This window comes from Acetomicrobium mobile (assembly GCF_937920065.1).
Genome location: NZ_CALETC010000068.1, coordinates 1 through 26,616 on the forward strand (window position 1 = coordinate 1; position 26,616 = coordinate 26,616).

The following is a 26,616-nucleotide window of genomic DNA, read 5'->3' on the forward strand; positions in this document are numbered from 1 at the left end:
TAGTCATAAACGGTAGAGAATACGAAGTTGCAGTCGAGGAACTTGGGGCCGCGACGTCAAATTATGCTCAAGCTTCACCCGTGGCGCCACAGGCTCCGTCAGTCCAAGCCACGACCCAGCCGCCAGCGCCAACTAATGTTTCAGCAGCTCCGCCTGCTCCAAGCGTTCCAGTTAGCCCGCCTGCTCCCAAACCGACACCAACGGCGCCTGTAGCACCTGCGCCTCCCAGTGGGGGTGCCACAATATCGGCGCCTATGCCTGGTAAAATCCTCAAAGTGTTGGTTCAGCCTGGCATGCAGATTAAAAAAGGACAGAATATGTTAATTTTGGAAGCCATGAAAATGGAAAACGAAATTTTAGCTCCTTCCGATGGCGTAGTGAGGGATGTAAAGGTTAAAGAAGGTGACAATGTAAATACCGGCGATCCCATGGTAATAATTGCTTAGCCCTTAAGGAGGGTCTGTAAAATGCAAGTATACCTCAGAGCTCTGTCCGGCGTTCTCGAACAATCCGGTTTTGTTGGGTTGACGTGGGGAAACGTCGTGATGATAGTTATTTCGGCAATCCTTTTGTACCTTGCCATAGGCAAGGGCTTCGAGCCCTTATTGTTGGTTCCTATATCGATTGGGTGCCTATTGGTCAACTTGCCCCTGTCTGGGATAATGGATGAAGGAGGATTTTTGAAGTACATCTCCTTCGGGATCGAGCACGAGATATTTCCGATAATAATATTTATGGGGATAGGCGCTCTTACCGATTTTGGCCCTCTCTTGGCAAACCCGGTAACGTTTTTACTTGGCGCTGCGGCCCAGTTAGGCGTCTTCGTCGCGCTTTTAGGTGCTGTGGCATTGGGTTTCACGGTCAAAGAAGCCAGTCCCATAGGTATCATTGGTGGAGCGGATGGCCCAACTACGATATACGTTGCCGCTAAGCTGGCGCCGCATTTGCTGGGCGCTACTGCCGTTGCAGCTTATAGCTACATGTCCTTGGTCCCAATCATACAACCGCCCATCATCCGTTTGCTGACCACTAAGCAGGATAGGCGAATTCGAATGGAACAGCTGAGGCCCGTTTCCAAAAGAGAGCGTGTCTTGTTCCCGATCATATCGACTCTGTTAGCTGGATTAATTCTGCCCGCTTCTGTTCCGATCATTGGCATGTTAATGTTTGGCAATTTGCTTAGAGAATGCGGCGTTACCGATAGGCTTTCATTGGCTGCTCAAAACGAGATCCTTAACGCCACCACCATCTTTTTGGGCATAAGCGTGGGAGCCACGATGGATGCAGCGGTGTTTTTAACGCCAGCAACGATAAAAATAGTACTTTTGGGACTAATTGCCTTTGCTTTCAGCACGGCCGGAGGGGTGCTTTTTGGTCAAGTAATGAAGGTGCTGTCTGGCGGCAAGATCAACCCTATGATCGGTGCAGCTGGTGTTTCGGCCGTTCCCATGGCCGCCAGGGTCGTCCAGCGTGTCTCTCAAAAAGAAGACCCGGGGAACTTCTTATTGATGCATGCCATGGGACCCAACGTCGCCGGCGTCATCGGAACCGCTGTTGCCGCCGGAGTCATGATTACATTGCTTTCTTAAGCAGCGAACCGAATTTGCGGTTAGCGGCAAAGTAAGTTTCCCTTTAAAAGAAACTTCTGCGAAAATATTTTTACGCCAAAACACCCGGAAAGAATGCATTCTTTCCGGGTGTTTTGTAAAAAAGGAGAGACTCCCTTGAAAGAGATAAATTCAGTTGAAGTTGCTAATTTAATAGAAAGTTTATGTATCAAGGCAAACATATGTGCTCCTGAGGATGTCATGGAGGGCATAATCCTGGCGAAGGCTCATGAGGATAGCTACTACGGGCAAGCCGTTTTAGAAGACCTGCTTGAAAACATTGAATTGGCGCGGAAAGAGAGGATGCCTCTTTGCCAAGATTGCGGGATGGTGGTTGTCTTCGTTGATTGGGGACAAGAGGTTCTTTTAGTCGGCAGCTCTCTGCAGGAATCTATCGATGAAGGCGTAAGAAAGGCTTATCTCGAAAATTATTTGAGAAGATCCGTGGTCAACGATCCTCTATACGAAAGAAAAAACACGGGCGATAATACACCTGCAATAGTGCATTGCAGGTTAGTTGGCGGAAATGAAGCCAAATTTACCGTAGTTCCCAAGGGCATGGGAAGCGAAAATGCTTCAGCTTTAGCCATGTTATCGCCCGCCGATGGTCAAGAGGGAGTCATCAATTTTGTGAAAAGTACCGTGGCACAAAAAGGACAAAACGCTTGCCCTCCACTTATTGTGGGCGTTGGCATCGGAGGCAATTTTGAAAGCGCACCCATTTTAGCTAAACGATCGTTACTCAGGCCAGTAGGCAGCAGAAATACAGATGATCGTTACTCGCAGCTGGAGGAAAAACTACTTGAAGAGATTAACGGTTTGGGCTTAGGTCCTGGAGGATATGGAGGAAGAGTTACAGCCCTTGATGTTCACGTTGAGTTTATGCCCACTCACATCGCAGGTTTGCCCGTGGCCGTAAACGTTTGCTGTAACGCCCTTCGGCATGCAAGCGGTCATCTGTAGGCTGTTTTTAGGAATGCCTGCTTAGGATGTCTTTAAAAGAAAAAAGCTTGTTGCCTTCTTTGAGGGCTTATGTTATTTAAATAATAAAGCTAGGGTTAATGTTTCCGGATGTAAAGTCTTGAGGCTTTACTTTTAAGGAAGCGCTAATTTGAATTGATCAGGAGACCTTGTATGAATATAAAGACAAAAAGAATAAAAACGCCCTTGAACGATAAGATCGTGGAAAGCTTGCACATGGGGGATAGGGTATTATTATCCGGTTTTGTTTATACAGCTCGAGATGCAGCGCACGAAAGGATGCTGAAGGCATTAAGACAGGGCGATCCCCCTCCATTTGACCTTCGAGGCCAGGTTATCTATTACGCAGGTCCTGCTCCAGCAAAGCCGGGCACACCCGTTGGATCCATTGGGCCGACCACGAGTGGACGCATGGATAGATATGCACCAGTGCTCATTGAAATGGGTTTAAAGGGCATGATCGGCAAAGGAAAAAGGAGCGAACCGGTGATTGCTGCAATAAAATCTCATAAGGCGGTGTACTTTGGCGCAACTGGAGGAGCAGCAGCTTTGTTGGCTATGAAAGTAAAATCCTCCAAGGTAATAGCCTACGAAGAGCTGGGGCCGGAGGCCATTTATGAGATATTAGTAGAGGATTTTCCTTTGTTGGTTGTAATAGATTCCGAGGGCAACGACCTATATTCCATGGGGCCTAAAAAATGGCATACCTTTAAGGTGATAGAGGAGGACGAAAGGTCATGAATCCAAAAAACGGCAGTCCAACGATCGGGCTGACCTTGGGAAGCGGAGCGGCTAGAGGATGGGCTCATATAGGCATACTAAGAGCACTTGCCGATAAGGGCATACATCCCGAAATAGTTTGTGGGTGCTCCATGGGCGCTCTGGTTGGGGGATTTTATGCAGCCTTGAAGCTTGATGACTTGGAAGAAGCTTCTCATTCGTTGAGCAAAATGGGCATGTTGAGGATGATGGGTCGCCTTATTTTTCGCGGCGGTTTTTTCGATAACAAGGGAATTATGCAGTGGCTACAAGACGTTTTAGGTGACGTAAAGATAGAGGAATTGCCCGTTAAGTTTGGCGCCGTGTCGGTAGACCTTTCTACCGGCATGGAGATATGGATGACGTCCGGTGATCTCGTCGAGGCGATCATGGCTAGCATATCTGCTCCCGGCATGTTGATGCCCTTTCAAAAAAATGGTTTGCTGCTGGGAGACGGAGCTTTGGCAAATCCCGTTCCCGTATCGCTATGTAGAGCTTTGGGCGGGGACATCGTCATTGCAGTGGATTTAAACGCAGAAAGAGTTGGAAGATACTTTGGGCCCCATTGGGGTTTACCCAAAACCAATGAGGCCAATTCGCTCGAGGAAGATGAGGCGAAGATGCCACATCTTTTGGAAATACTTGCCGTTTCAAGCCAGATTATTCAGACGAGACTGACGAGGCATCGCTTGGCAGCCGATCCGCCCGATATCCTGATATCACCCAGGGTACGGAACATCCGCATGTTGGAATTTGATAAAGCATCAGTAGCAATCGCTGAAGGTAGAAAGGCAGCGGAAAGGAGCATGCACGCCATCGAGGAGCTATTGGAATAACAAGGGGTTACTTGCTAATCGGGGGATGATGTATATGTTAAAGTACGTAAGCGTCTCGCTTTTATGTTATCTCATAGGCAGCATCCCCTGGAGTACGATCGTGGCCAAGCTTTTTATGAGGGCCCCGATCGATCTCGCCGAAGAGGGGACTAAAAATGTGGGGGCGACCAATGTATGGTACTTGGCGGGCCCCATTGCGGGTTGTATTGCCGCTGTGGGAGATGCCGTCAAGGGCGGCCTTGCCGTTTTGGTCGCCAAACTTGCAGGTCTTCCAAGCTTTTTTTGGCCTCTATGCGGTTGGATGGCGGTGATAGGTCATACCTGGTCGATATTTTTAAATTTTAGAGGTGGCCGCGGTGCATCCGCTACTGCAGGTGTCTTCGTTGTTATGATGCCCTGGGAAGCAATGGCGACGGGCTTGCTGATTGCGACAGCCCTGCTTACCTTCGGAGGTTGTTTGCTTTCCTCGCTCGCCTTAATGTGGCCCTTTCCGATCTTGATCTCCCTTGCCAGGGAAACCATCGACTTTAAAACGGCCTGCACTGTGGCCTTCTTGGTCGTTTGGGTGCTCGTCGTTGGGTGGAGTAGGTTGCGCGATGATTTTGATTGTTTTGTAAAAGCCCTGGGCCAACACTTGGTCAGGCGCAAACTTTACAGATATACCGCGCTTGTTTTTCCCGCACTCGTGTACCCCTTATTTGGCTATTTGGTCCTTCGCAGGGTGCTTCTTGTATCCGCAGGGATTGCCATTGTCATCGAGTTTTTGCGACATCGCTCGGCCAAGTTCAACGAAGGCGTAAAAAAACTTTTCGCTCCAGTTGGGAGGGCGGAGGAGGCGGAGCACATTTCCTCGACCACCATGTTTTTGTGCGGTTGCGCCCTTGCCTCTTTCTTTTCCGATCCCTTTGGAGTGTTTGCCCTAGTCATGTTAATTTTAGGTGACGCCTGGGCAGCCTTGTGCGGATTAAAATTTGGAAGGACTCCCTTGATTAGAGGAAAGACCCTGGAAGGGAGCCTCGGGTGTTTTGTGGTTTGTCTGTTATCCTGCCTCGTACTGAGCAAACTGTTGGTCTTTCCCTTGTCCTTTCTTGTAATGATCGCGGCCTCTTTCGTCACTGCATTAGTTGAAGTAGTTACCCCGAGGAGGCTTGACAATCTAACAATAGGTCCTTTAGCTGCTTTGACATTATTCATCCTGAGCTAAAAGACACACCGGGCTTGCAAAAGCAGGTTTGTATATTGATCGCTCCGTGGGTTCACCCGGAACACCCCAATATTTTGGGCGGAAAAGAGCAGCGTATTACGATTCATCATAGAGGTAGTTAATTACTGCTTTGGCATAAAGCTTTGTTGTTTCAATGAGCTGACTTATCTCGACGTATTCATCTTTTTGATGTGGGATATCTTTTTTACCCGCACCCGTAACGACAAAGGGAATGTTCTTCCACGCCCATAAAAAGGTCCCATCTGTAGCGCCCGGCACGCCGCTGTAAATCGGATCTTTGCCCGTAATTTCCCTATATGCCTTGTCCATGGCCCTGACAATTGGCTCGTTTTTATCGGTATAGGCGCAGGGTCTTCTTTCGATGATCTTCATTTCGGCATCAAATTGTTGGTCGCAGGCTTTCAGCTCTTTGAATATATTCTCAATCTGGTCCGTGATCATTGCGTCATCTTGGCCTGGCACAGTACGTATATCGAGATAAATCAAACTATCTTCCGGAATCACGTTTAGCTGTCCCTTGCCGCTGGAAGGCGACATGACTACTGTGGGTGTTATGCTTGGATATCCGAGATATTCATTGAACCCCAGCCTGTCAATCTCTCTTTTTTCCAGTTCATGAAGTTTTATTATGAGCCTGGCCATTCTCAAATTTGGATTTATCCCCGAAAAGGGCATGGCTCCGTGGGCCATCTTTCCCTTTACCCTTATTGCGATCCTTATGGCACCCTTCATTTGAATACAAATTTCATTATTTTCGGGCTCGCATATAATTGCTGCATCGACATCATCGGCCCACCCGTGGTTGATAAAGTGCTTTATGCCCGTCATCATTCCCTCTTCGTCGACAGGAATACAAAGAATTATTTTGCCCGGTAAGTCGATGCCGGAGTCTTTTATGGCATTGACGGCAATTACAGCGGATGCCAGGTTGCCTTTTGTATCGCATGCGCCACGACCGTAAATTTTGCCGTCAACCACCTCGGCACCAAAAGGATCGTGTTCCCAAGAATCCGGATCTCCAGGAGTTACGACATCGGAATGTGCTTCCAGTAATATCGTCTTACCGGGACGATTGCCCCTAAGAATGGCTATTATGTTGGGCCTGTGGGGCGATACCTCCTCGCAATACACCTCAAGCCCCATTTCTTCCAGTTTTTCTTTTATGAACATAGCCACTCTTTCTTCGTTCCCGCTTTCATCTTCCTGGTCATGGACGCTTGGAATTTTTATCAATTCCCTCGTAAAAGACAGAAGTCCTTTTTCATCAATAAAACTTAAAACATCAACGTTCAACAAAATCGGCTCCTTTTAATACAAGTCCCTTAATATGAGCTATGCGCCCCAAAACTTCCTTATGGTTTCTTCCTTTGGCGGAGTGGTTACGTAAGTTGCAATCACGAATGCGATCAATCCCAATACCAAGGTGAGGACGATTGGATGAGTCCCAAAGGGTCTGGGCCAAAACTTGCTTATAGTGATAAACCCCACAATTCCGGTTATCATGGATGCAATGGCTCCATATGCATTTGCCCTCTTCCAGTAAAGGCCAAGTATGAGCATCCAAAAAAATGTGGCTTCCAATCCTCCAAAGGCATATAGATTAATCCATATAATGAGCGATGGGGGTTTTATGGACGCTATTATTATGATTAGCCCCAATATTGCTGTGCATATCATGCTCAAATTAGTCAGTCTTTTCTGGTCTTCGCTCGCTCTTGGATTTATATAGTTTAGATATAAATCTTTTACTATAGTGCTTGACATCAGTATGAGCTGTGAATCCACCGTGGACATGATGGCCGCTAATGGTGCGGCTAAAAATATGCCAACCAACCACGGAGGCAGTAGTTTTATGGCAAGCACAGGCATGATGTGATCAACCGTTAGCCCTTCCGGTATCTTCTCGATAATCCCCCTTGAAAGCGCGCCCGTTAAATGAAGCCCCAACATCAAAATACCGGATACTACAGTTCCGATGACAATGGCCCTGTGCATGGACTTGCTGTCTTTGTACGCCATAGCTCTAATGGCGTTTTGGGGCAAACCGAGAATTCCTATGCAAACGAGCACCCAATAGGAAGATATCCACGGAACAGCTATGAAGTTATCTACCCCATAGGGGGTGAGCAAATCGGGATTAATAGAATTTAAGGTACGGAGTATATTAGACACGCCTCCGCCTGCTATTATTGTGACGACTAATATTAATATCGTTCCAAACAACATTACGGTGCCCTGAATAGCGTCGCTCAGCGCGACTGCCCTAAAGCCCCCGATGGCGGTATAAATCAACGCGATTCCTCCAAATAAGAAAAGTCCCCACATATAAGGAAGCCCCGTTATGCTTTGAAAAAGCTTGGCGCCGCCGACGAACTGTCCCACAACTGCAACAATTAAAAATATAATTGCCCCAATAGATGCAAGCCAAACCACCCACGAGTTGTCCTCATACCTCTCGCGGATGACATCGATGATGGTCACTGCCTTGACCTTTCTCGATACTATGGCAAATCTTTTGCCCAAAATGCCCAAGGTAAGATAAGCTGTCGGTAACTGAGTCATTGCAAGCAGTACCCAACCAAGGCCTTGAGTATACGCAGCACCCGGACCCCCGAGGAAGCTGGATGCACTTACGTAAGTGGCTACCAATGTCATTGCCACCACATAGCCGCCAAAACTCCTGCTGCCCAGAAAGTATTCGCTTAAAAATTTGTCTTTACTTGAAGCGCTTACAATCTTATTGCTGTAATAACCTATATAGAGCATTGCTATAAGATATATTGCCACAGGAATCCATATTTGAGGTAAATGCTGATTTGCTGAATTCATCTTCTTCCCTCGCTTTCTTCGCCGTAATCAGTTCTAATCTAAAGGTATATCTTTAAACACCAATGATATTACGAGCCATACCAATACGCTAAAGAGCACAAAACTCATGATACAGCTCCAGAAAAACCAGGCAGGGAAGCCCATAATGTAGGTATAACTTTCCGGAGGGCTCGATCCCAAGCCATAGGCGAATATGAACCACCAGGCTATATTTGCAATTAGCAATATGACCATCGATAACGTCTCTTTATTGGTCTGCTTGTACCTCGGATCTTCGTCAATGATATATTTTTTTGTCATAACTTCACTCCCCGTCATTAATTTATTGTTAAAACTAATTATATCCTTCAGCAATCCGAAGTCAGAACTTGATTTATTTCAGACCTTGAGAAGCGCTCGGTAAATTCCAAAAGATTCGCTGATAAAAGTATACCTAAATCGTCATCTGTGAAACAGCGCATTGAGTGCTTCAATATTTACGTGATAACGTGAATAGTAACAAGGCAGGACCCGTAATCATAGAATGTGAGTCCTGCCTTATCATGCTTAAAGAGGAGTTTAACACATTTTTCAAAGGGGAAACTTTTGTTTTTTAATGTCATATACACAAGTTGTGTGAGAAACAAGGCAACATGATCCGGTTACCTTGCATCCTCCGCCATTATCGTGAATGCAGCCCCGTCGCCGCAATGAAGGAAAACCCTCTTTTTGTGAGTTCTTCCGCCGTGCGGTTTAACGCTATGTGCTTATAAATGAAGTTTTGCTCAAGCTTTTCGAAGTCTCCGGCTTCTTCGATCTCCGCTTTAGCCCTGAAGTAGTCAAGTATATCGGAAGGATGGTCGAGTTTTACTTCGTCTTCGGGGTCGCCGCCTTCGTGCTTGGCCGAGATGTTGGGCACGCCATGCTCTAGGGCTACAAGCAAGTCGCCTCTACGGCAATAAGGCTGTATGACGATGCTCTTGTAAGCCTCCGTTATGTGATGTTCTATCCTGACCTTGTCCTCCAAGCCCAGGTCTCTGCGCATCTGTGCCATGGCAAGCAGTGTCTTGGCGTTTACGGAGTTAGATATGTTTATCCCGGACAAAGAGGTTGAACCATCCTCTCGCGCCAGCATCTTCGCTAAGGCGAATAGAATGAATAGATAATATAAGTTGTCGGTGCCCATGAACACAGAGATCTTGAATTTGATGTCCACGCCCAGCCTGTAAAGAATGAGCCCTGCCAATACCGAGCCGGGATTGACGTTTAATACCTCCTGAACGCCGTAGTTTATGGCGTAATATAGATATTCGTCGACCCACTGTACGGGGTGGTCGTTTGGCTGTCCCACGCCGGTGAAATAGCCGGTCAAAGTTTCAGGTCCTCCCAAGTGGATATTGGAGCCGTCCGTCCCCTTGGTGTCCAAAGTCTCTACCAAGCTTGCGCCCACGATTTGAGTCGCTGCGGCGACGGCCATTATGTCGCCTTTGTCGCGTTCTTGTTCTTTCATGTTCCTGACCCTGATGAAACGGCCCGGCATAACTTCGCCCTTTTCGATCGCCCTTTTGGCTTCGGTTATAAACCAAGGGAAATATTGAAGGGCGCTGATTTCAAGCGTAACGGCGGTTGATTCGTCAAACTGCATCAAATCGGCTTCATCTCCGAGGACTTTCCTTCTGAACTCGCTTATGGGGATGAAAGCCCTCTTTTCTTTTTGTTCCATCAGCCATTCCAAGTCCTTGAGGTAGGGCGAGTCAATCTTGCCCAAGCGCTGCAGCAGATTTGAAACCTTCCTGGCTTCGCGTGCCCTTTCGTTTATCTCAGATGGGGAGCCGTATTTTTTGATTACATTTGCAATATCCCTGATAAGCTTGCTCTTTGGATCTGCCAAATAGCAATTCAGGGATTTTAAAGCATCCTGGCACAAAATTTCTCCGCAACTCACGATGAAAAACCTCCTTTGCTCTCAAATTACTGCCAAGCTCATTTTCACCTTTCGTGGGCTTGCAACCCAAAGGCCCTTTGCTTTTTAAGCCTACCTTCTCAGCTCATCCAACATCTTTTGATACTCATCCGCCGTCTCCGGCAATATGTGGTAGCAATGTTCGTCCGTGGGGAACCTTCCCTTCTTCACGTCTTCTACGTATTCTTTGAAGGCTTTTATCTCAATTTCAGCGACGTTGGCATATTTTTTTACGAACTTCGGGGTAAAGGCCTCAAACAGTCCCAGCATGTCGCCGCATATGAGAAGCTGCCCATCGCAAGGGATGCCTGCTCCGATGGAATAAACGGGGATGGAAAGGTCATTTGTTATGAATTCCGTCAATTCGGGAGGCACTGCTTCAAGCAGCAGCGAGAAAGCTCCGGCTTCTTCAATGGCCCGGGCATCCAGTATGAGGTCTCGCGCGCTCTTGGGATCCCTTCCCTGGGCTTTAAATCCTCCAAGGACCCCCGAGCTTTGAGGGGTTAAGCCAATGTGACCCATGACCAACATGCCCGCGTCCGCAATGGCCTTTATCCTCGTTATCACCCTCCTTCCTCCTTCAAGTTTCACCGCGTCCATGTCGGCTTCCTTTAAAAACCTTCCTGCGTTGTAGACGGCGTCTTCGTCTGAAATCTGGTAGGACATGAAGGGCATATCCCCTATGCAGAATGTGTTTGGAGCACCGCGACGAACGGCATTACAGCAGGTGATGCATTCTTCCATGGTCACCGGTATCGTCCCCTGGTAACCGAGCACGATCATGCCCAAGCTATCACCCACCAAGATCATGTCCATGCCGGCCTGCTCGGCAAAGGACGCCGTAGGAAAGTCGTAAGCCGTCACCCAAGCCACCTTTTCGCCAGATTCTTTCATTCTCATGAGGTCCAAACGAGTCTTTTTTGCCATACTGATCCTCCTCCGCTTATATAATTTATTAAATAACTTATTTAAGAAGACCAAGACTACATTCACATTACAACCGTTACAATTCAGCGGAAGGTCGTGATAAATTAAGGCGGGTTCTGGCACGATTTGAGCGTGTCTGCATTTCTTGGAAAGTTTCACGCTTATTAAAACACAGCACTTTAATAAATTAAGATGGGAGGAGAACCTCCCATCTTAATTTTAATGCCTGATCTCGAATTTGTCCTCCAGGTTTTCTAGCCTTTCGACTATACCTCCATATTCGAGCTCTCCGTAGGGCAGCATGGCGTTTCCGTAAAAACCCTGTCTCCGCAGTTCTATGGCTTTCTTAGAGGCCAATTCTCTTACGTAATCCCAGAAAGGATGATCAAAGGCGTCCGCTTCCTCTGATAACTTTCCTTTCTTAACGCAGTAAGCGGTGCAGCTTATGATGGGCGGGCCGTCAAAGAAGGACACCGTGCTGTTTCGCTTTACGGGCATTAGAGGACCATTGTGACTTCCCCTCATGAAACCTCCTACGTAGGGAACCATGGCGTAGGGTTGCAATATTTCACCCGTAGCCGGAAAAACTCCCTGGACCCTAACCAAAAGAATGGGATCGTCTTTGCCCACATATCTGCCCGCGATGTTGTGAAGCCTGGTTGTGCTTGCAACGGCCGCTATTTCATCCGTGGTCCTCGAGTAAATGGCTTTGATCACGTAGCGCTCGGGGTCCCTTAAAAGCGCTGCCATGTCGTAAAGGTCTTCAGGGGCCACCAGCGTTATGACCTTATCGCCTTCAGTGTGGTTTACGTCCATGATCTCGAACTTAAAACCTTTGAACAAATTTGGCGACAAAAGCAGTCCGCTGTTGTACATGGGATCGCAAAATGCCAAATACAAAGGCAAATTGAAGGCGCCTGGATCGGTCTTGTCGGCGGCAAAAAGCAGAAAGGGCTCGCTTTTTCTTTCCTCGAATTCCATTTCGGCGATGCCGGGTCCCAGTCCCCTTATGTTGCCCGAAAAGGCATCCTTGAGCAGGTCTTGTCCGGCTCCGTACAATCCCTCCTCTTTGGCTACATCAGCGGCAGCCTTGAAAGCATCCCAGGCCATTTGATGTATGAGCGGGTTATCAGTGCCATTGGTGTGGGTCATGAGGATTGCTATGTCATCTCCGGTGAAGGAAAGGCGAAAGTCGATTATGTCTTTGCCCAAGTGAGGTTTTAAGGACTTTTCTACTTCATCAAGAAGCGATACGCTCGGGCGAATGTGTCCTCCGATGCTTCCTATATCGGCCTTGACCGCTGTAAGGGTTACTCTCAACATTCTCTCCCCCTTTTATTTTGTGATCAAGACGCAAAAAAACATCGTCCCTTTCTAAAAAAGGCTTACGCCAATTATCTTACACTAAGTTGCACAAATGTTAAAGTTGATCAAACACCAGCTTTTGTAGCAATATAAAAAGCAGCTTAGTCAAAAGTGCAATCATATCAAAAAACACTTCTTGCTTCGGCCATGAGGGCCCTTTGCCCCTTCTTACAGCGGTTGCAGCTTTCTTTATTGTCACATTAGCGCCTCAGCAATATCATTATTTGCTCTTGACAATTAGCTACGTAGAGTGTAGCATTCTTTTTTGAAGGATATCCTTCAAAAATATATAACTTCGTAGCCTATGCATCATTGTATACGTCATTTAATTTAACGTTAAGTTTTTAAGTCGAATCTTGGAGGCGAGGGATATGGGGGGTAAAGTTTTTCAACGCAATTTTAAAGCAACAATGTCATTGGTTGCTAGAGGTGAAGGAATATATCTTTATGACGAGGAGGGTAAGCGCTATTTGGATGGTTGCAGCGGAGCTTTGATATCTAATATAGGGCATTGCGTCCCAGAAGTCATCGAGGCGATAACCGAGCAACTGAAAAAAATAGAGTTTGCCCACACTTCCCGATGGCGCAATAAGGCAGCTGAGGAAGCGGCCGACGAAATCGCCAGCATTGCTCCGGAGGGAATGGATTATGTGTGGTTTGTAAGCGGTGGGAGTGAGGCCGTGGAATCCGCCGTAAAACTTGCACGCCAATATTTCATAGAAAGAGACGGCATGCATACGTCTAAAGCCCTTGTCATAGCTCGATGGAACTCATATCACGGAAGTACCATAGGGACCATGGCTTTGGGGGGCAGCATCCCCAGGCGTCGTATTTATTCCCCTCTTTTTAAAGAATTTCCCAAAATCGTAGCACACTATTGTTATCGTTGTCCCTTTGACAAAAAATACCCCGGGTGCGGCGTTGCCTGCGCTCATCAGCTCGAGGATCTCATTAAAAACATCGGATCGCAATACATTTCGGCCTTCATAGCTGAACCGATAGTGGGCTCCACTGTTGGAGCTTTAACTCCTCCCGACGAATACTGGCCGATAATTCGCGAAATATGCGATCGTTACGACATTTTGCTCATTGCTGACGAAGTGATGACCGGTTTTGGCAGAACTGGCGCAAACTTTTGCGTAAACCACTGGGATGTGGTCCCGGACATTATTGCTACGGCGAAGGGCATGGCGGCAGGCTATGTCCCGACCGGCGGAATAATTGTTCGAAACGAGATCGCCGAGACAATAAGAGGCGGCAGCGGTGCCTTTGTTCATGGCTACACCTATAACGGTAATCCCGTCAGCGGAGCAGCAACGACAGCTGTCTTGCGTTATATGAAAGAACACGACTTAGTTGCAAATGCCCGCATTCAGGGCGAAAAACTTGGCAAAGGACTCAAAGAGATAGAGGCATCCAACCCCATCGTTGGGGAAGTCCGAGGAAAAGGCTTGATGTGGGGCGTGGAGCTTGTCATGGACAAAGAAAGCCGCAGGCCATTTCCGAAGGGCAAAGGCGCTGCCGGGTTGGCCACAAAAGAGTGCCTTGAAAGGGGCCTTGTCATTTACCCGGGCGGCGGAATGGTCGATGGAATCGACGGAGATAACTTCTTGATCGGTCCTCCTCTAGTCATAACTTCCGAGCAAGTGGACGAATTACTGGCCAAGCTTGAAGAGGGCTTGGCTGAGGCGGCAAAAAAGTTGTTAGGCAGCGTAGAGTGATTTACTAAATTTGCAATAGCAATTAATTAGTAAGAGGGAGGAGAGCAAGCCATGAAGAAGAAGGTGCTGTTAGCAGTTGCATTGGTGTGTTTGGTTGCATTCGTCGGCACAGCTTACGCCGTTACTTACATTACGATAGTTTCCGGCGGTTTAGGTGGCACTTACTACCCCTTAGGTGGTGTTTTAGCAGAAGTCTACAATAAAGCGGGAATCGATGTCAAAGCTACTTCACGGGCCACTTCTGCGTCGAGGGAAAATTGCAGGTTAGTGGCCTCCGGAAGGGCAGATGTCGGGATGTCGATGGGTTCCACTCTTTATCAAGCATATACCGGTACTGAAGCCTTTGAAGAAGATGGCGCTTTGCCGCTTAAGATACTCATGCACATGTACCCCGCACCACATCACATAGTTACTGTAAAGGGCACGGGAATCACAAAGTTTGAAGACATCTTGGGCAAAAGGGTTTCAGTTGGTGCCCCTGGCGGAGGAGATCAGGTGCTGACCAACATGATACTTGATGCAGCGGGGATAAACCCCGAAAAGGACATCAAAAGACAGCAGCTAACCCAACCGGAGGGCGTAATGGCCCTTAAGGACGGTAATGTGGATGTCGTGTTCTGGAACTTTGCCACTCCGGGGTCTGCCGTGTTAGAAGTAGCTGCCGTTCGCGAGGTCGTGCTCATCCCCATTCCGGAGGATATCGTGGAAAAGGTCGTAAAGAAATATCCCTTCATGTTCCCCTATAAGATTCCAAAAGGTACATATCCAAAGCAAAATGAAGATGTCCTTACAGTCGCTGATGGTAATTTTCTTGTAGTCAACAAGGACATGGATGAAGACCTTGCCTATAAGCTCGTTAAGACCACCATCGAGCATCGAGAAGAAATTATGCAATCCATTCCTCAAGCTGCACACTTCGTTCCGGAAGAAGCTAGCGTGGCTATTATCCCGGTTCACCCGGGCGCTGCAAGGTACTTCAAGGAGCATGGCATAGAGGTACCTGTAGAGTAGAGGGTAAATTGGGTCCGACCAATGTTTTCATTGGTCGGACCGATCTTCCCAGGAGTAAAGGGGGCATCTTTAAATGGCGGATGACGAACGTACTAATAATACTCAAGCATCTGCAAATCAAGAGCAATCTCGCGAACCCGTCGTTGATGTAGAGGATATTGACGTAAAAAAAATTGAAACGAAAAGACGTGATTTGCATGGATGGCAATGGTGGATAGTTGCGGGTATTGCAATTTCCGCGTCGGCTTTTCACCTGTACACCGCTTTATATGGACTGTTGCCGGCCATGTATCAAAGAAGTATCCATTGGATGCTGATGGGCGTCCTCCTTTATTTGCTATACCCGATTTCCGAAAAGCGACCAAAGGACAAAATAGATATATGGGACTGGGGCTTTGCGATTCTTTTAGTGATAGGATGCTTAAATATCCTCCTAAACTGGAATGCTATTTCAGATCGTGAGGGCATGCCTACGGCTTCTGATATTTACCTCGGAATAATGATGATAATCTTGGTAATTGAAGGCGCAAGGCGGTCCATGGGTTGGCCCCTCCCCATAGTTTCCATCGTGGCCCTTCTTTACGCTCTTTTTGGACCCTATTTTCCGGGACTTCTCGCTCATGGCGGATTCCCATTCAAGGAGCTTGCTCCATTTGAATATCTTCGTACAGACGGCATCTTTGGAGTGCCGCTGGGAGTTTCCGCCTCATTCATATTTTTGTTCGTATTGTTCGGTGCTTTTTTAAGCTCGTCGGGAGCCGGCAAATTTTTCATCGACTTAGCCATCGCCTTAACCGGGCAAAGCCAGGGAGGTCCAGGAAAGGCGGCAGTTGTGGCAAGTGGCTTAATGGGAACAGTTTCCGGCAGTTCTGTTGCAAATGCAGTGACGACGGGCGCCTTTACCATTCCCTTGATGAAAGAGTCGGGTTATAAAAATGAGTTTGCCGCGGCAGTCGTTGCAGCTGCATCTACAGGAGGACAAGTCATGCCTCCCGTCATGGGGGCAGCAGCCTTTATTATGGCGCAATTTTTGGGAGTTTCTTATTGGGAGATAGTGGTAGCGGCCGCTGTGCCCGCTACTTTATATTTTGCCTCCATATGGTTTATGGTTCATTTTCGTTCGGGCAAAATAAAATTGAAGGAATTTAGCATTGAGGATATGCCAAAGCTGACGACCGTTTTAAGGGAAGGCTGGCATTTGCTCTTACCAATCATCACTCTCGTCATATTTTTGGCATTAGGCTACTCGCCTGTAAAGGCTGTATTTTGGTCCTTAGTGCTTTTAGTCGTGGTATCGTGGGTAGGTAAAAAGGAATACCGCATGACGCCAAAGCGCATTTTGGATGCCTTGATCAACGGGGCTATTGGCGCCATAGAAGTTGCGGCAGCTTGCGCCTGCTCCGGGATAATCATAGGAGTCATTGGCATTACGGGAGTAGGGCTTGCCTTTTCTTCCTTCGTCTTAAGCCTCTCTCATGGCATTCTTCCTTTAGCATTGATCTTGACCATGATAGGTTCAATTATCCTTGGCATGGGCGTGCCAACGACAGCTCAATACGTCATTACATCTACGCTTGCAGCCCCTGCATTAGCACAATTGGGCGTTCCCTTGTTTTCGGCTCATTTGTTCTGCCTCTATTTCGGTGTTTTGGCAGACGTCACCCCACCGGTAGCACTTGCCACCTATGCTGCTTCCGGCATCGCTAAATCAAATCCCATGAAGTCCGGTTTCATTGCTTTGGCCACGGCCGCGGCGGGGTTTTTGGTTCCCTACATGTTCGTTTATAACCCTTATCTGCTTCTTAGGGGCGACATAATTCACATTATCTTGGGGTGCGTAACGGCCGTTGTAGCAGTCGTAGCCTTATCCGCCGGAATACAGGGCTATTTCCTTTCGAAGCTCAACATTATCGAAAGACTTGCTTTTATGATACTTCCCTTCGGAATAATATATCCTTCTTTATTGGCCAATTTCTTGGCCGTGATGATAGTCATCGCAGTTTTCCTGCTCCAGAAGGTTCGCTTGAGGCAATATGTCCTATAAACACAATAGATTATTATTCGCCTAAAGGGCTAGGAGGTGTAGCATTTTGGCTAAAAAAGTGATTAAGCCTGTCGTATCCGCGGCAGAGGCTGCGAAATACGTTAGGCCCGGAATGAGCATCATGATAGGAGGGTTCAATTACGGAGGCATCCCCTATACGTTGGTCGAGGCTTTAGTGGAAGCAGGAACGGGAGATTTAACGCTCATATCAAATGATACCGCCTATGAAGATGTGGGGCATGGGAAACTGGTTGCAAAGGGGCAAGTAAAAAAAGTCATAGCTTCTCACGTAGGTCTGAACAAAAAAACTGGACAGTTTTTCATGGAAGGCAAGCTGGAGCTGGTGCTTTATCCGCAGGGGACGTTTGTGGAGTGCATTCGCGCGGCGGGATTTGGGTTAGGCGGAGTACTTACGCCGACGGGAGTGGGCACCGTGGTCGAGGAGGGTAAACAGGTCATAAAAATAAACGGGCAAGACTATCTTCTCGATTTACCGCTCAGGGCCGATGTCGCCTTCATTAGGGCGTATAAAGCAGATAGGATGGGCAACTTGACCTATTTTGGGACAAATAGAAATTTCAACCCGATAATGGCGACGGCAGCGGATTATGTAGTAGCCGAAGTAGATAGCGTAGTCCCTATAGGGGAGTTGGATCCAAACGAAGTCGTGACCCCGGGTATTTTGATAGATGCACTGGTTGTAAAGGGGGATAACTATTATGCCAATAGAACTTAGCGAAGAAAGAACAAGACACAGGATAGCGCGGCGTATCGCGAAGGAATTTCATGACGGGGATGTGGTGAACCTGGGAATTGGAATTCCCACGCTCGTCTCAGATTATATCCCCGAGGACGTTCGCATCATTTTCCAAACGGAAAATGGCGCGATTGGTGCCGGTCCCGCCCCCGAGGTGCCGGATCTCAGGTTCATAGGAGCAGGGGGAAGGCCCTTTGTCATAATGCCTGGAGGTTGCTTTGTGGCAAGCGACCTCAGCTTTGGATTAATACGGGGAGGCCATTTAGACGCAACGGTATTGGGTGCTTTGCAGGTTAGCCAGGACGGCGATCTGGCAAATTGGATGGTTCCGGGCAAGATGGTGCCCGGCATGGGAGGAGCCATGGACCTGGTCGTTGGGGCTCGAAGGGTCATAATCGCTACGACGCACACCACAAAGAGGGGAGAACCCAAAATAGTAAGAAAGTGCACACTGCCCTTGACGGCCAAGGGCGTTGTAAAACTCATAGTAACTGAATTTGCAGTATTTTCCATCGAGAAAGGACAAATGAAATTACTCGAGATAGCCCCCGAAGTTACCCTGGAGGATATAAAAGCAATGACCGATGCGGACTTTACTGTGGCAGAACCGCTTATCTCTATGCAGGGAGTAGAGGAGGAGGAAGAAGAGGAATGAAAAAAGTAGTCATACTTAGCGCCTGCAGAACGGCAGGAGGCAGGTTTGGTGGCGGTTTGTCCCGGTTTGAGGCATCAGATCTTGGAGCCGCGGCTATAAGAGAAGCCGTAAAGCGCAGTGGGGTCCAGGATGAAGCCATCGAGGAAGTCATCATGGGCAACGGCTGGCAAGCCGGAGTAGGAGCAAATCCCGCAAGGATAGCCATGTATAAGGCCGGATTACCCCAGAGCATACCTGCCTTTACCGTGAACATTCGCTGTGGTTCGGGCATAAGATCGGTCATGCTTGGGGCCGACAAGATACGTCTGGGCGACATCAAGGTCATGGCAGCCGGTGGGATGGAAAGCGCCTCTAACGTTCCCTACATTTTGCCCGAAGCAAGATGGGGCATGAGGATGGGTGACAAAAATGCCCTTGACGTGCTTCAAAAAGACGGGTTTTTATGTCCTCTTGCAGGAATGTTGATGGGTGAAGCCACCGAGAAATTGGTAGAAGAATTTAACATAACGCGAGAAGAACAAGACGAATTTTCGCTAAACAGCCACAGAAAAGCTTGTAAAGCGACGGACGAAGGGTTTTTCAAGGACGAAATCATCCCAATGTCATACAGGGACAGAAAAAAAGGCGAAATAGTAATCGATAAGGACGAAATACCGCGTCCGGACACCAGCATGGAAGCTTTGAGCAGGCTCTCTCCGGTGTTTAAAGAAGGAGGGACCATCACGGCAGGTTCCAGTTCGGCTCTGTGCGATGCCGGAAGCGCCCTTGTCGTCGCAGACGGGGATTGGGCCACGGCTAACGGACTGAAGCCCATGGCTGAAATCCTGGGATATGCGGCAGTTGCGCTTGAAGCAGAACGTTTTGGCTTATCGCCGACGCTGGCAATGCCGAAAGCCCTCGAAAAGGCCGGTTTGTCCTTGGAGGATATGGATTTAATTGAGATAAACGAGGCCTTTGCAGCACAGGTTATAGCCTGTCATCGTGTTATGCCTTTCGATATGGAAAAACTAAACGTACACGGCGGAGCCATAGCGCTGGGCCACCCGATAGGTGCCAGCGGTGCAAAGATTTTAACCACCCTACTTTATGCTTTGCAAAACTACGATAAGGAATTGGGAATTGCCAGTGCTTGCATTGGCGGAGGTCAAGGAGTCGCGATAGTGGTTCGACGCTTGAAATAAAAAATAAGATGTAGCCAACTGCAGATCGCTCGATTTGGTGGAGAAAAGAAAAGCGGGGTATAATGCACAAAAGAGCATGTTTTGCCCCGCTTTTTTAACGGTTTGGGAGAAGGTGTACAGATGCCCTTGAGAGATTTAATTCAAAGAAAAATAGATCAATTGCCCAGGGGTCAAAGGGCAGTGGCTCAATACGTCCTGGAACATTCGAGTGAAGTGATGAACCTCACGGCCGCAGAGTTGGGCGAACTCGTGGGGGTCAGCGAAGCCACAGTCATAAGGTTTGCTACTTCCCTGGGCTTTCCGGGTTACCCCGAGTTCAAAGATGCATTGCAGGAATCGTTGCTCGATCAACTAAAAGCACTAGAAAGACATCGACTCTATCAAACGATTGGAGAGGGAGACAACTTCCTTCAAAGCGTGCTTCGCCAAGACCTGCAAAAGGGGATGAGCATTCTATCTATGCTGGATGACGCGCCCCTGGAGGAATTCGCCCGAGTTCTTTGCGATTCATCTTCCATAAACTTAATTGGCCTTAGAAGCGCCAAAGGCCTAGCTATCTACTTCGGTGCCTACCTTTCATGGTTCCTCCCTGAAGTTCATGTCTTGGAAGCCGATATGTTCCTTGAACATGTGATAAATTCCCGAGAAAACAGCTTTTTCATAGGCATTAGTTTTCCCCGCTATACTAAACAAACGGTTGAATGCCTGGCGCTAGCACATGAACTTGGAAGAAAAACGGCTGCAATAACGAACTCTCCCTTAAGTCCCTTAGCGCCTTACGCCGATTTTCTCGTCTACGCTCCCTGTTCTCATATTTCCTTTATCGATTCCTTCGTCATACCCATAGGCTTGATAAATGCAATCCTCTTAAAAGTGGCGGATAATTTGGGTGATTTGGCGACGAAAAAGCTGCAAGAGTTGGAAAAAACTTGGGCACAGTCCGGAATATATGAAGATTCTTTATGACATGTTCTTATATTTAGCTAAGGCTCTGCCGAGCCGCCTTCCTGCCTCTTCGGCCACTTCGGGCGGAGTCTTTGCGAAGGACAGTCGAAGCGTTGAGTTGTCAGCGCTTAAAGCATCGGGGTAAAAGGCTGCCCCGGGAACTACCCCCACTTTTTCTTCGAGCACGGCAAATTTAGCGAAGTCGTAGCAGTCCTTCATCCAAGGCACGCGAGCCCATATGAAAAATCCTCCCTGAGGAAGGTCATAAGTCATGCCGTAAGGCGCGGCATTTTCCCCCAAAGACGCGTCTAAGGCGTTTCGCCTCATCATATATGTTGACTTTAAATTCGACAGGTGTGCTTCCATGTCAAGGGAACATAAAAGCTCGTAAACGGTTCTTTGCAGGAAAGCCGAAAGCGATAACTTTGTAGCAAGCGCCAATTCACTCATGTGCGACGTGATTTTTGAAGGTATTACCATGAATCCGCACCTGATGCCCGGGGCGATGATCTTGGAAAAACTGCCCAAGTATAGGACCGCGTCCTCGTCTTCGGCCAAGTTGATGTAACTTCCCTCGTGTTTTCCTTCGTACCTCAAATATCTGTAGGGGTCATCTTCTATTATCAAAAAGCTGTATCGCTCGGCAAGTTCCAAAATTTGTTCCTTTCGCTCGTCCGTGGTTACACAGCCCGACGGGTTTTGGAAGTTGACTACGGTGTAAAATAACTTTACTTTGTTTTTGGCCAGGACCTTTTCCATCTCCTCTATTATCGGGCCGTCTTTGTCCACGGGGACGCTTACAAACCTTGCGCCTTCCTTGCCGAAAGCGAGCAAGGCCTCCGGGTAGGTCGGGTTTTCAACCAAAACGACGTCGCCCGGCTCTACAAAGGCCTCCGATACCAGGTTCAGGCCGTCTTGAGACCCGTTGGTGAGTATTACGTTTTTTCCGCTAAAATCCTTTGGCAAAAGCCCGTCTTTTTTCATCCATTCGGCGATCCACTCGCGGAGCTCAACGATACCCGTAGATAGCGGATAGTAGCCCAGCAGGTCGGGGTCCGCCAAGGCCTTTTTTGCGGATTCCCTTACCATTTCCACGGGGTAAACATCGCTCGACGGTTCCCCCGCCGTGAGCGAAATTGCGTTGTGCTCTTTGACGAGTATCATCATTTCCGTGATCGCGGATGGAGTGATCCTTTCAGTGACCCTTTTCCCCAGCATTGACATGACATCCAATTTGACTCCACTCCTTTTTAAGAGATTGACTGCGACATTACGCTTTAACCGCTAAGATAGACGTAAGTCGAAGTGCGGATTACACCATATTGATATTAAAATAAAATTACAGAAAAAGATAGAACAGAAAGGAGCATGAAATGTTGAGGGCCTGGATTAAAGGTTCATTGGTTATGATAGTATCTTCCGCGTTTTTTTGCTCGCTGCCTTTGATTTCATCGGCACAGGACATTTTCATAGAAGAAGACGTGTTGACCCTGGCACAATGCATAAAAATAGCACTTCAAGTCCACCCGGACGTAGTGGGTGCCCAAAAAAAAGTAGAAGCCCAGGAAAGCAGGGTCGGCCAGGCGTCCTCTCAAAATTACCCGACCCTTTCGGCCTCGACCAATTACGCCAGAAGTTCCCCTGCCGGCGGAAGCGTCCACTCCAACTACTCAAGCGATGTCTCGCTCTCTCAGCTCGTAACGGATTTCGGTCAAAGGGAGACGCAAATTGACATCCAGAAGGAAAACGTGACGGTGACTGAGTTTCAGGCCAACGATAGGCAAAGAAACATCGCTTACGGCGTGTCTGAAGCCTACTACGGCGTGCTTGCCGCCAAAAGAAATGTGGCTGTGGCCGAGCAAACTGTAGGACAATTTGAGGAGCACCTGAGGCAAGCCCAAGGTTTTTACGAGGCAGGCACCGCTCCTAGATTCGACGTCACAAAAGCCCAGGTGGATTTAAGCACCGCCCGCCTTGACCTCATTAAGGCCCGGTCATCCCTTGAAATAGCGTGGAAAACTCTTAACAACGCCATGGGCTTTATGGATGCGCCTTCCTACGACATAGCTGACGACATGGATTTCAAAGTCTACGAGATAACAAAAGAGGAAGCCCTAGAAAGGGCGATGGCAAACAGGCCGGACCTTAAGGCTCAGGAACACACCGCGGTCTCGGCACAAAAATCTTTGAGGCTTGCGGCCAAAGGGCAATCTCCAACTCTTTCGGCCTATGCGGCCTATAATTTTGAGGGCAGGGACTTCCCCCTCGATGAAGGTTGGAATTACGGCCTGTCTTTGAGCGTACCCGTTTTCGACGGACATCTCGTCGAATATAAGACGAAGGAGGCCGCGGCCAACCTCGAAGAAGTTAACCTGGCTACCGAGTCCATGAAAAACGATATAATTCTCGAGGTGGAGCAGGGGTATTTGTCCTTAATAGAATCCGAGGAGAGGGTGGGAGTCTCTGAGTTGACGGTCAAGCAGGCCGAAGAAAACCTGGAATTGGCCCTTGGAAGGTATGAAGCCGGCGTGGGGAGTCCGATCGAGGTCACCGATGCGACGGTGGCCTTAAACGATGCAAGGAGAAATTACATTCAGGCCCTTTACGATTACAGAATGGCCAGCATGGTGCTTAAAAGCGCGATGGGAGAGAGTATGCCGTGAAGAAAAAGATCGTGATCGTACTCATCATAGGCGTTGTATTGTTCGCCCTTTTTGGTAAAAGCATGTTTGGCAGCAAAGAAAGCATGATCTACGAGACGGCGCAGATCGAGCGGCGCGATATATCCTCTTACGTGACTGCCATCGGCACTGTCTCGGCAGTGACGACCGTGGACGTAGGGACCCAAGTTTCGGGGACGATTAAAGAAATCTACGTCGATTATAACTCCACCGTAAAAAAGGGACAGATGATAGCCCTCATAGATCCCACCACCTTTGAGGCCCAAGTCGAACAGGCAAAGGCCAACCTGATGCATGCCAAGGCGGCTTTGCAGAAGGCCAAGGCCACGCTTGAGGACGCACAGAGGAATTTAAACCGTCAAAAGTTGCTTTGGGACAGAGATCTTATAGCAAGGAGCGAGCTGGACGCGGCACAGACCAACTACGACCTCGCCCTTGCGGGGGTTAGCGAAGCCGAAGCCAACGTTTATCAGGCGCAGGCCGCTTTAAAGAAGGCGGAGACGGACCTTGGCTATACCAGGATTTACTCTCCCGTGGATGGCATCGTGGTTTCCCGCGACGTGGACGCAGGACAGACGGTGGCCGCAAGCTTTCAAACGCCCACGCTTTTTACGATAGCCCAAGACCTCACCAAAATGCAGATCGAAACAAACGTCGATGAGGCAGACATAGGGGAAGTCAAAGAAGGCCTCAGTGTGACCTTTACCGTCGATGCCTATCCTGAGGCCGTATTTTCGGGCACCATAAAACAAGTTAGGATAGCTTCAAGCGTGGTCGAAAACGTCGTGACCTATCCGGTGATAATAGACGTTGCCAACCCTGACCTGATGTTAAAACCGGGGATGACTGCAAACGTGACCATAATCACCGATAAAAAGGAAGGCGTCCTTGCCGTACCGAGCGCCGCACTGCGATACAGGCCTTCTGATTATTCGGGAGATACCCTGCGGGGCAAGGTCATTTGGGTTTTAGAGGACGGGAAGCCCCTGCCAAAAGAGGTAAAGCTTGGCATAACGGACGGTGCTTACGTGGAGATACTCCAAGGCGATTTGAACGAAGGTCAGCTCGTCGTAATTGGCGAGGAAGCAAATTCCGCTAAGAAATCCAAGGCCAACAGGAGGACGCCCTTCTAGTAGGGGGCGGCGAAAAATGCCATTAATAGAAGTGGAAAACGTGCGAAAGGTCTATAAGATGGACGGCGTAGAATTTGAAGCCTTGAGGGGCGTTTCCTTCACGGTGGAAAAAGAGGAGTTCGTCATAATCATGGGCCCCTCGGGATCGGGGAAGTCAACTCTCATGCACATACTGGGCGCCCTTGACGTTCCTACCTCCGGCAAATACATCTTAAACGGCAAAGATATCACCAGCATGACCAAAGACGAGCTTGCCCGAGTGAGGAACAAAAATATAGGTTTTATCTTCCAGGGCTTTAACCTCCTTCCCAGGATGAGCGCCCTGGAAAACGTGGAACTGCCCATGCTTTACGCGGGCTTGCCCGCCGGTGAGCGAAGGGCCAAGGCCCGCCAGGCTTTGGATTTGGTCGGATTGCTTGAATGGGCCGACCACAGGCCTAATCAGCTGTCAGGAGGACAGCAGCAGAGAGTTGCCATAGCCCGCGCTCTGGTCAACGATGCCCCCCTTCTTTTGGCCGATGAACCCACGGGAAACCTTGACTCAAAGACGGGAGTCCAAGTAATGGAAACGCTCAAGGTTTTAAATGAAAATCGGGGAATAACCATAGTGCTTGTGACCCACGACAGCGGCATTGCCCGATACGGCAAGAGGATCGTACGGGTGCTTGACGGCATGATCTCAAGCGACACGCCCGAAGAGCAGGTGACCATTCGATGATATCTTTTACGGAGACCTGTCGAGTATCCTTTAGGGCTATAGTTTCCAATAAAATGCGCTCAGGGCTTGCCATGCTCGGCATTGTCATAGGCGTCGGCGCCGTGATAGCGATGCTTGCCCTTGGCGCCGGGGCCACTGTGCAGATAAAAAGCGTCATGTCAAGCATGGGAAGCAATTTGCTCGTCATACGCCCCGGCACGGTTACTTCGGGCGGCATCCGCATTGGCGCCGGAAGCGTACCTTCTTTGACCTTAGATGACGCCAAGGCCATAAAGGCGGAATGTCCGTCGGTCGAGGAGGTCCTGGCGCAATTTAACGGGTCGGCTCAAATCGTTTACGGAAATCAAAACTGGTCCACTCAAGTTGCGGGCGTGACGGTAGGCGTTTTCGTGGTGAACGATTGGAAGTTGACGTCGGGACGTCCCTTTACGGATCAGGACATGAGAAGCGCCACCAAGGTGGCCATATTGGGATCTACCGTGGCGCGCGAGCTCTTCGGTTATTCCGATCCGGTTGGGGAGATAATCAGGATAAAAAAGATTCCCTTTCAGGTGATAGGGGTATTGGAATCAAAGGGGGAATCAAGCTGGGGGAGGGATCAGGACGACATAGTCATGGTACCCGTCACCACTGCGCAAAAGAGGCTATTTGGCATGCCCAGGCCCAACATGGTTTCATCCATAACGGTAAAGGTCAAGTCCGAAGACCTCATGGCCGTGGCGCAGGAAGAGGTAACCCTGCTTTTGAGGCAGCGGCATAAGATAACTTCTTTTCAAGACGACGATTTTACCGTTAGGAACATGGCCCAGGCCATGGAGGCGGCCCAACAGTCCACCAAGGTGATGTCCCTGCTCTTGGGCTCCATAGCCTCGGTCTCACTGCTCGTCGGCGGCATCGGCATAATGAACGTCATGCTCGTCTCGGTCACCGAGCGTACCAGGGAGATAGGCATACGCATGGCCGTTGGCGCGACGTCCAAGGACATAATGCTTCAGTTTTTGGTCGAATCGGGCATGCTTTCCATGACGGGCGGTTTTGCGGGAGTCCTTTTTGGCACCATTTTGTCACGCATCTTATCCGGGGCCTTTGAATGGCAGACGGTCGTGCTCCCCGGTTCCATAGCGTTGGCCTTCGGCTTTTCTGCCCTTGTGGGCATCGTCTTTGGTTTGTACCCGGCATACAAGGCGTCGCTTTTAAATCCCATCGAGGCCCTGCGGTACGAATGATTGTTAATATCCTTTCGCTATTATGAGGCAGCTCATACTCAGCGGGCCGCTTGACCTTTGCTTGTTAGGCTCT

The 26,616-nt window shown here is 48.7% G+C and carries 24 protein-coding genes; 17 read left to right on the forward strand and 7 right to left on the reverse strand.

Features of this window, described 5'->3' with window-relative positions; genetic code table 11:
- From Q7P41_RS02710 to Q7P41_RS02735, 6 genes are all read left to right on the forward strand, one after another.
- Positions 1–446: biotin/lipoyl-containing protein (locus tag Q7P41_RS02710; RefSeq protein WP_369693130.1), on the forward strand; the 446-nt coding region annotated here is incomplete at its 5' end.
- Between the two features lie 21 nt (positions 447–467).
- Complete coding sequence (locus Q7P41_RS02715; protein ID WP_303881937.1) at positions 468–1,589, forward strand: sodium ion-translocating decarboxylase subunit beta; 1,122 nt, start codon at positions 468–470, stop codon at positions 1,587–1,589.
- Between the two features lie 135 nt (positions 1,590–1,724).
- The gene (locus Q7P41_RS02720; RefSeq protein WP_303881939.1) at positions 1,725–2,570 is read left to right on the forward strand and encodes a fumarate hydratase; all 846 of its coding nucleotides are present in this window, start codon (positions 1,725–1,727) and stop codon (positions 2,568–2,570) included.
- Positions 2,571–2,741: 171 nt separating this feature from the next.
- Complete coding sequence (locus tag Q7P41_RS02725) at positions 2,742–3,329, forward strand: Fe-S-containing hydro-lyase (RefSeq protein WP_303881940.1); 588 nt, start codon at positions 2,742–2,744, stop codon at positions 3,327–3,329.
- The gene (locus Q7P41_RS02730; RefSeq protein WP_303881942.1) at positions 3,326–4,183 is read left to right on the forward strand and encodes a patatin-like phospholipase family protein; all 858 of its coding nucleotides are present in this window, start codon (positions 3,326–3,328) and stop codon (positions 4,181–4,183) included. Before Q7P41_RS02725 ends, Q7P41_RS02730 begins: the two co-directional genes overlap by 4 nt.
- A 34-nt stretch (positions 4,184–4,217) precedes the next feature.
- Positions 4,218–5,387, forward strand: a complete 1,170-nt coding sequence (locus Q7P41_RS02735; protein WP_303881944.1) for a glycerol-3-phosphate acyltransferase — start codon at positions 4,218–4,220, stop codon at positions 5,385–5,387.
- 96 nt (positions 5,388–5,483) lie between these two features.
- Here Q7P41_RS02735 and Q7P41_RS02740 read toward each other — a convergent pair whose 3' ends face one another.
- From Q7P41_RS02740 to fbp, 6 genes are all read right to left on the reverse strand, one after another.
- A complete protein-coding gene (locus tag Q7P41_RS02740; RefSeq protein ID WP_303881946.1) occupies positions 5,484–6,701 on the reverse strand; it encodes a M20 family metallopeptidase in 1,218 nt (405 codons plus the stop codon).
- A 39-nt stretch (positions 6,702–6,740) separates the two neighbouring features.
- Complete coding sequence (gene panF, locus Q7P41_RS02745; protein ID WP_303881947.1) at positions 6,741–8,237, reverse strand: sodium/pantothenate symporter; 1,497 nt, start codon at positions 8,235–8,237, stop codon at positions 6,741–6,743.
- Positions 8,238–8,270: 33 nt separating this feature from the next.
- Positions 8,271–8,537 (reverse strand): YhdT family protein, encoded by a 267-nt coding sequence (locus tag Q7P41_RS02750; protein WP_303881948.1) that lies wholly within the window; start codon positions 8,535–8,537, stop codon positions 8,271–8,273.
- A 361-nt stretch (positions 8,538–8,898) separates the two neighbouring features.
- Complete coding sequence (locus Q7P41_RS02755; RefSeq protein WP_303881949.1) at positions 8,899–10,161, reverse strand: hypothetical protein; 1,263 nt, start codon at positions 10,159–10,161, stop codon at positions 8,899–8,901.
- A gap of 90 nt (positions 10,162–10,251) precedes the next feature.
- Positions 10,252–11,106, reverse strand: coding sequence for a 3-methyl-2-oxobutanoate hydroxymethyltransferase (gene panB, locus Q7P41_RS02760; protein WP_303881950.1), 855 nt, complete (start codon positions 11,104–11,106; stop codon positions 10,252–10,254).
- 219 nt (positions 11,107–11,325) lie between these two features.
- Positions 11,326–12,429, reverse strand: coding sequence for a fructose-1,6-bisphosphate aldolase/phosphatase (gene fbp / locus Q7P41_RS02765; protein WP_303881951.1), 1,104 nt, complete (start codon positions 12,427–12,429; stop codon positions 11,326–11,328).
- A 413-nt stretch (positions 12,430–12,842) separates the two neighbouring features.
- On the opposite strand from fbp, the gene Q7P41_RS02770 reads away from it, so the two are divergent.
- From Q7P41_RS02770 to Q7P41_RS02800, 7 genes are all read left to right on the forward strand, one after another.
- Complete coding sequence (locus Q7P41_RS02770; RefSeq protein ID WP_303881952.1) at positions 12,843–14,192, forward strand: aspartate aminotransferase family protein; 1,350 nt, start codon at positions 12,843–12,845, stop codon at positions 14,190–14,192.
- 51 nt (positions 14,193–14,243) lie between these two features.
- A complete protein-coding gene (locus tag Q7P41_RS02775; RefSeq protein ID WP_303881953.1) occupies positions 14,244–15,203 on the forward strand; it encodes a TAXI family TRAP transporter solute-binding subunit in 960 nt (319 codons plus the stop codon).
- A gap of 73 nt (positions 15,204–15,276) precedes the next feature.
- The gene (locus tag Q7P41_RS02780) at positions 15,277–17,247 is read left to right on the forward strand and encodes a TRAP transporter permease (RefSeq protein ID WP_303881954.1); all 1,971 of its coding nucleotides are present in this window, start codon (positions 15,277–15,279) and stop codon (positions 17,245–17,247) included.
- Between the two features lie 46 nt (positions 17,248–17,293).
- A complete protein-coding gene (locus tag Q7P41_RS02785) occupies positions 17,294–17,983 on the forward strand; it encodes a CoA transferase subunit A (protein WP_303881956.1) in 690 nt (229 codons plus the stop codon).
- A complete protein-coding gene (locus Q7P41_RS02790) occupies positions 17,967–18,659 on the forward strand; it encodes a 3-oxoacid CoA-transferase subunit B (protein ID WP_303881958.1) in 693 nt (230 codons plus the stop codon). Before Q7P41_RS02785 ends, Q7P41_RS02790 begins: the two co-directional genes overlap by 17 nt.
- Positions 18,656–19,840, forward strand: coding sequence for a thiolase family protein (locus Q7P41_RS02795; RefSeq protein ID WP_303881959.1), 1,185 nt, complete (start codon positions 18,656–18,658; stop codon positions 19,838–19,840). Before Q7P41_RS02790 ends, Q7P41_RS02795 begins: the two co-directional genes overlap by 4 nt.
- A 120-nt stretch (positions 19,841–19,960) precedes the next feature.
- On the forward strand, positions 19,961–20,806 hold the full coding sequence (locus Q7P41_RS02800) for a MurR/RpiR family transcriptional regulator (protein WP_303881960.1): 846 nt from the start codon (positions 19,961–19,963) through the stop codon (positions 20,804–20,806).
- On the opposite strand, the gene Q7P41_RS02805 is transcribed toward Q7P41_RS02800, so the two are convergent.
- Positions 20,801–22,009, reverse strand: a complete 1,209-nt coding sequence (locus Q7P41_RS02805) for a PLP-dependent aminotransferase family protein (protein ID WP_303882008.1) — start codon at positions 22,007–22,009, stop codon at positions 20,801–20,803. The two genes, Q7P41_RS02800 and Q7P41_RS02805, sit on opposite strands and share 6 nt — an antisense overlap.
- Before the next feature lie 149 nt (positions 22,010–22,158).
- Here Q7P41_RS02805 and Q7P41_RS02810 point away from each other — a divergent pair, with 149 nt between their 5' ends.
- Genes Q7P41_RS02810 through Q7P41_RS02825 form a run of 4 tightly spaced genes read left to right on the forward strand, consistent with a single transcriptional unit; the run spans position 22,159 to position 26,543 of the window.
- Positions 22,159–23,448: a TolC family protein gene (locus tag Q7P41_RS02810; RefSeq protein WP_303881961.1), complete on the forward strand. Its 1,290-nt coding sequence runs from the start codon at positions 22,159–22,161 to the stop codon at positions 23,446–23,448.
- Positions 23,445–24,599 carry an efflux RND transporter periplasmic adaptor subunit gene (locus Q7P41_RS02815; RefSeq protein WP_303881962.1) on the forward strand — a complete coding sequence of 385 codons (1,155 nt, stop codon included), beginning with the start codon at positions 23,445–23,447 and terminating at the stop codon, positions 24,597–24,599. Before Q7P41_RS02810 ends, Q7P41_RS02815 begins: the two co-directional genes overlap by 4 nt.
- Before the next feature lie 16 nt (positions 24,600–24,615).
- Positions 24,616–25,317, forward strand: a complete 702-nt coding sequence (locus tag Q7P41_RS02820) for an ABC transporter ATP-binding protein (protein WP_303881963.1) — start codon at positions 24,616–24,618, stop codon at positions 25,315–25,317.
- Positions 25,314–26,543, forward strand: a complete 1,230-nt coding sequence (locus Q7P41_RS02825; RefSeq protein ID WP_303881964.1) for an ABC transporter permease — start codon at positions 25,314–25,316, stop codon at positions 26,541–26,543. The genes Q7P41_RS02820 and Q7P41_RS02825 overlap by 4 nt, the downstream gene beginning before the upstream one ends.
- Positions 26,544–26,616: the final 73 nt, after the last annotated feature.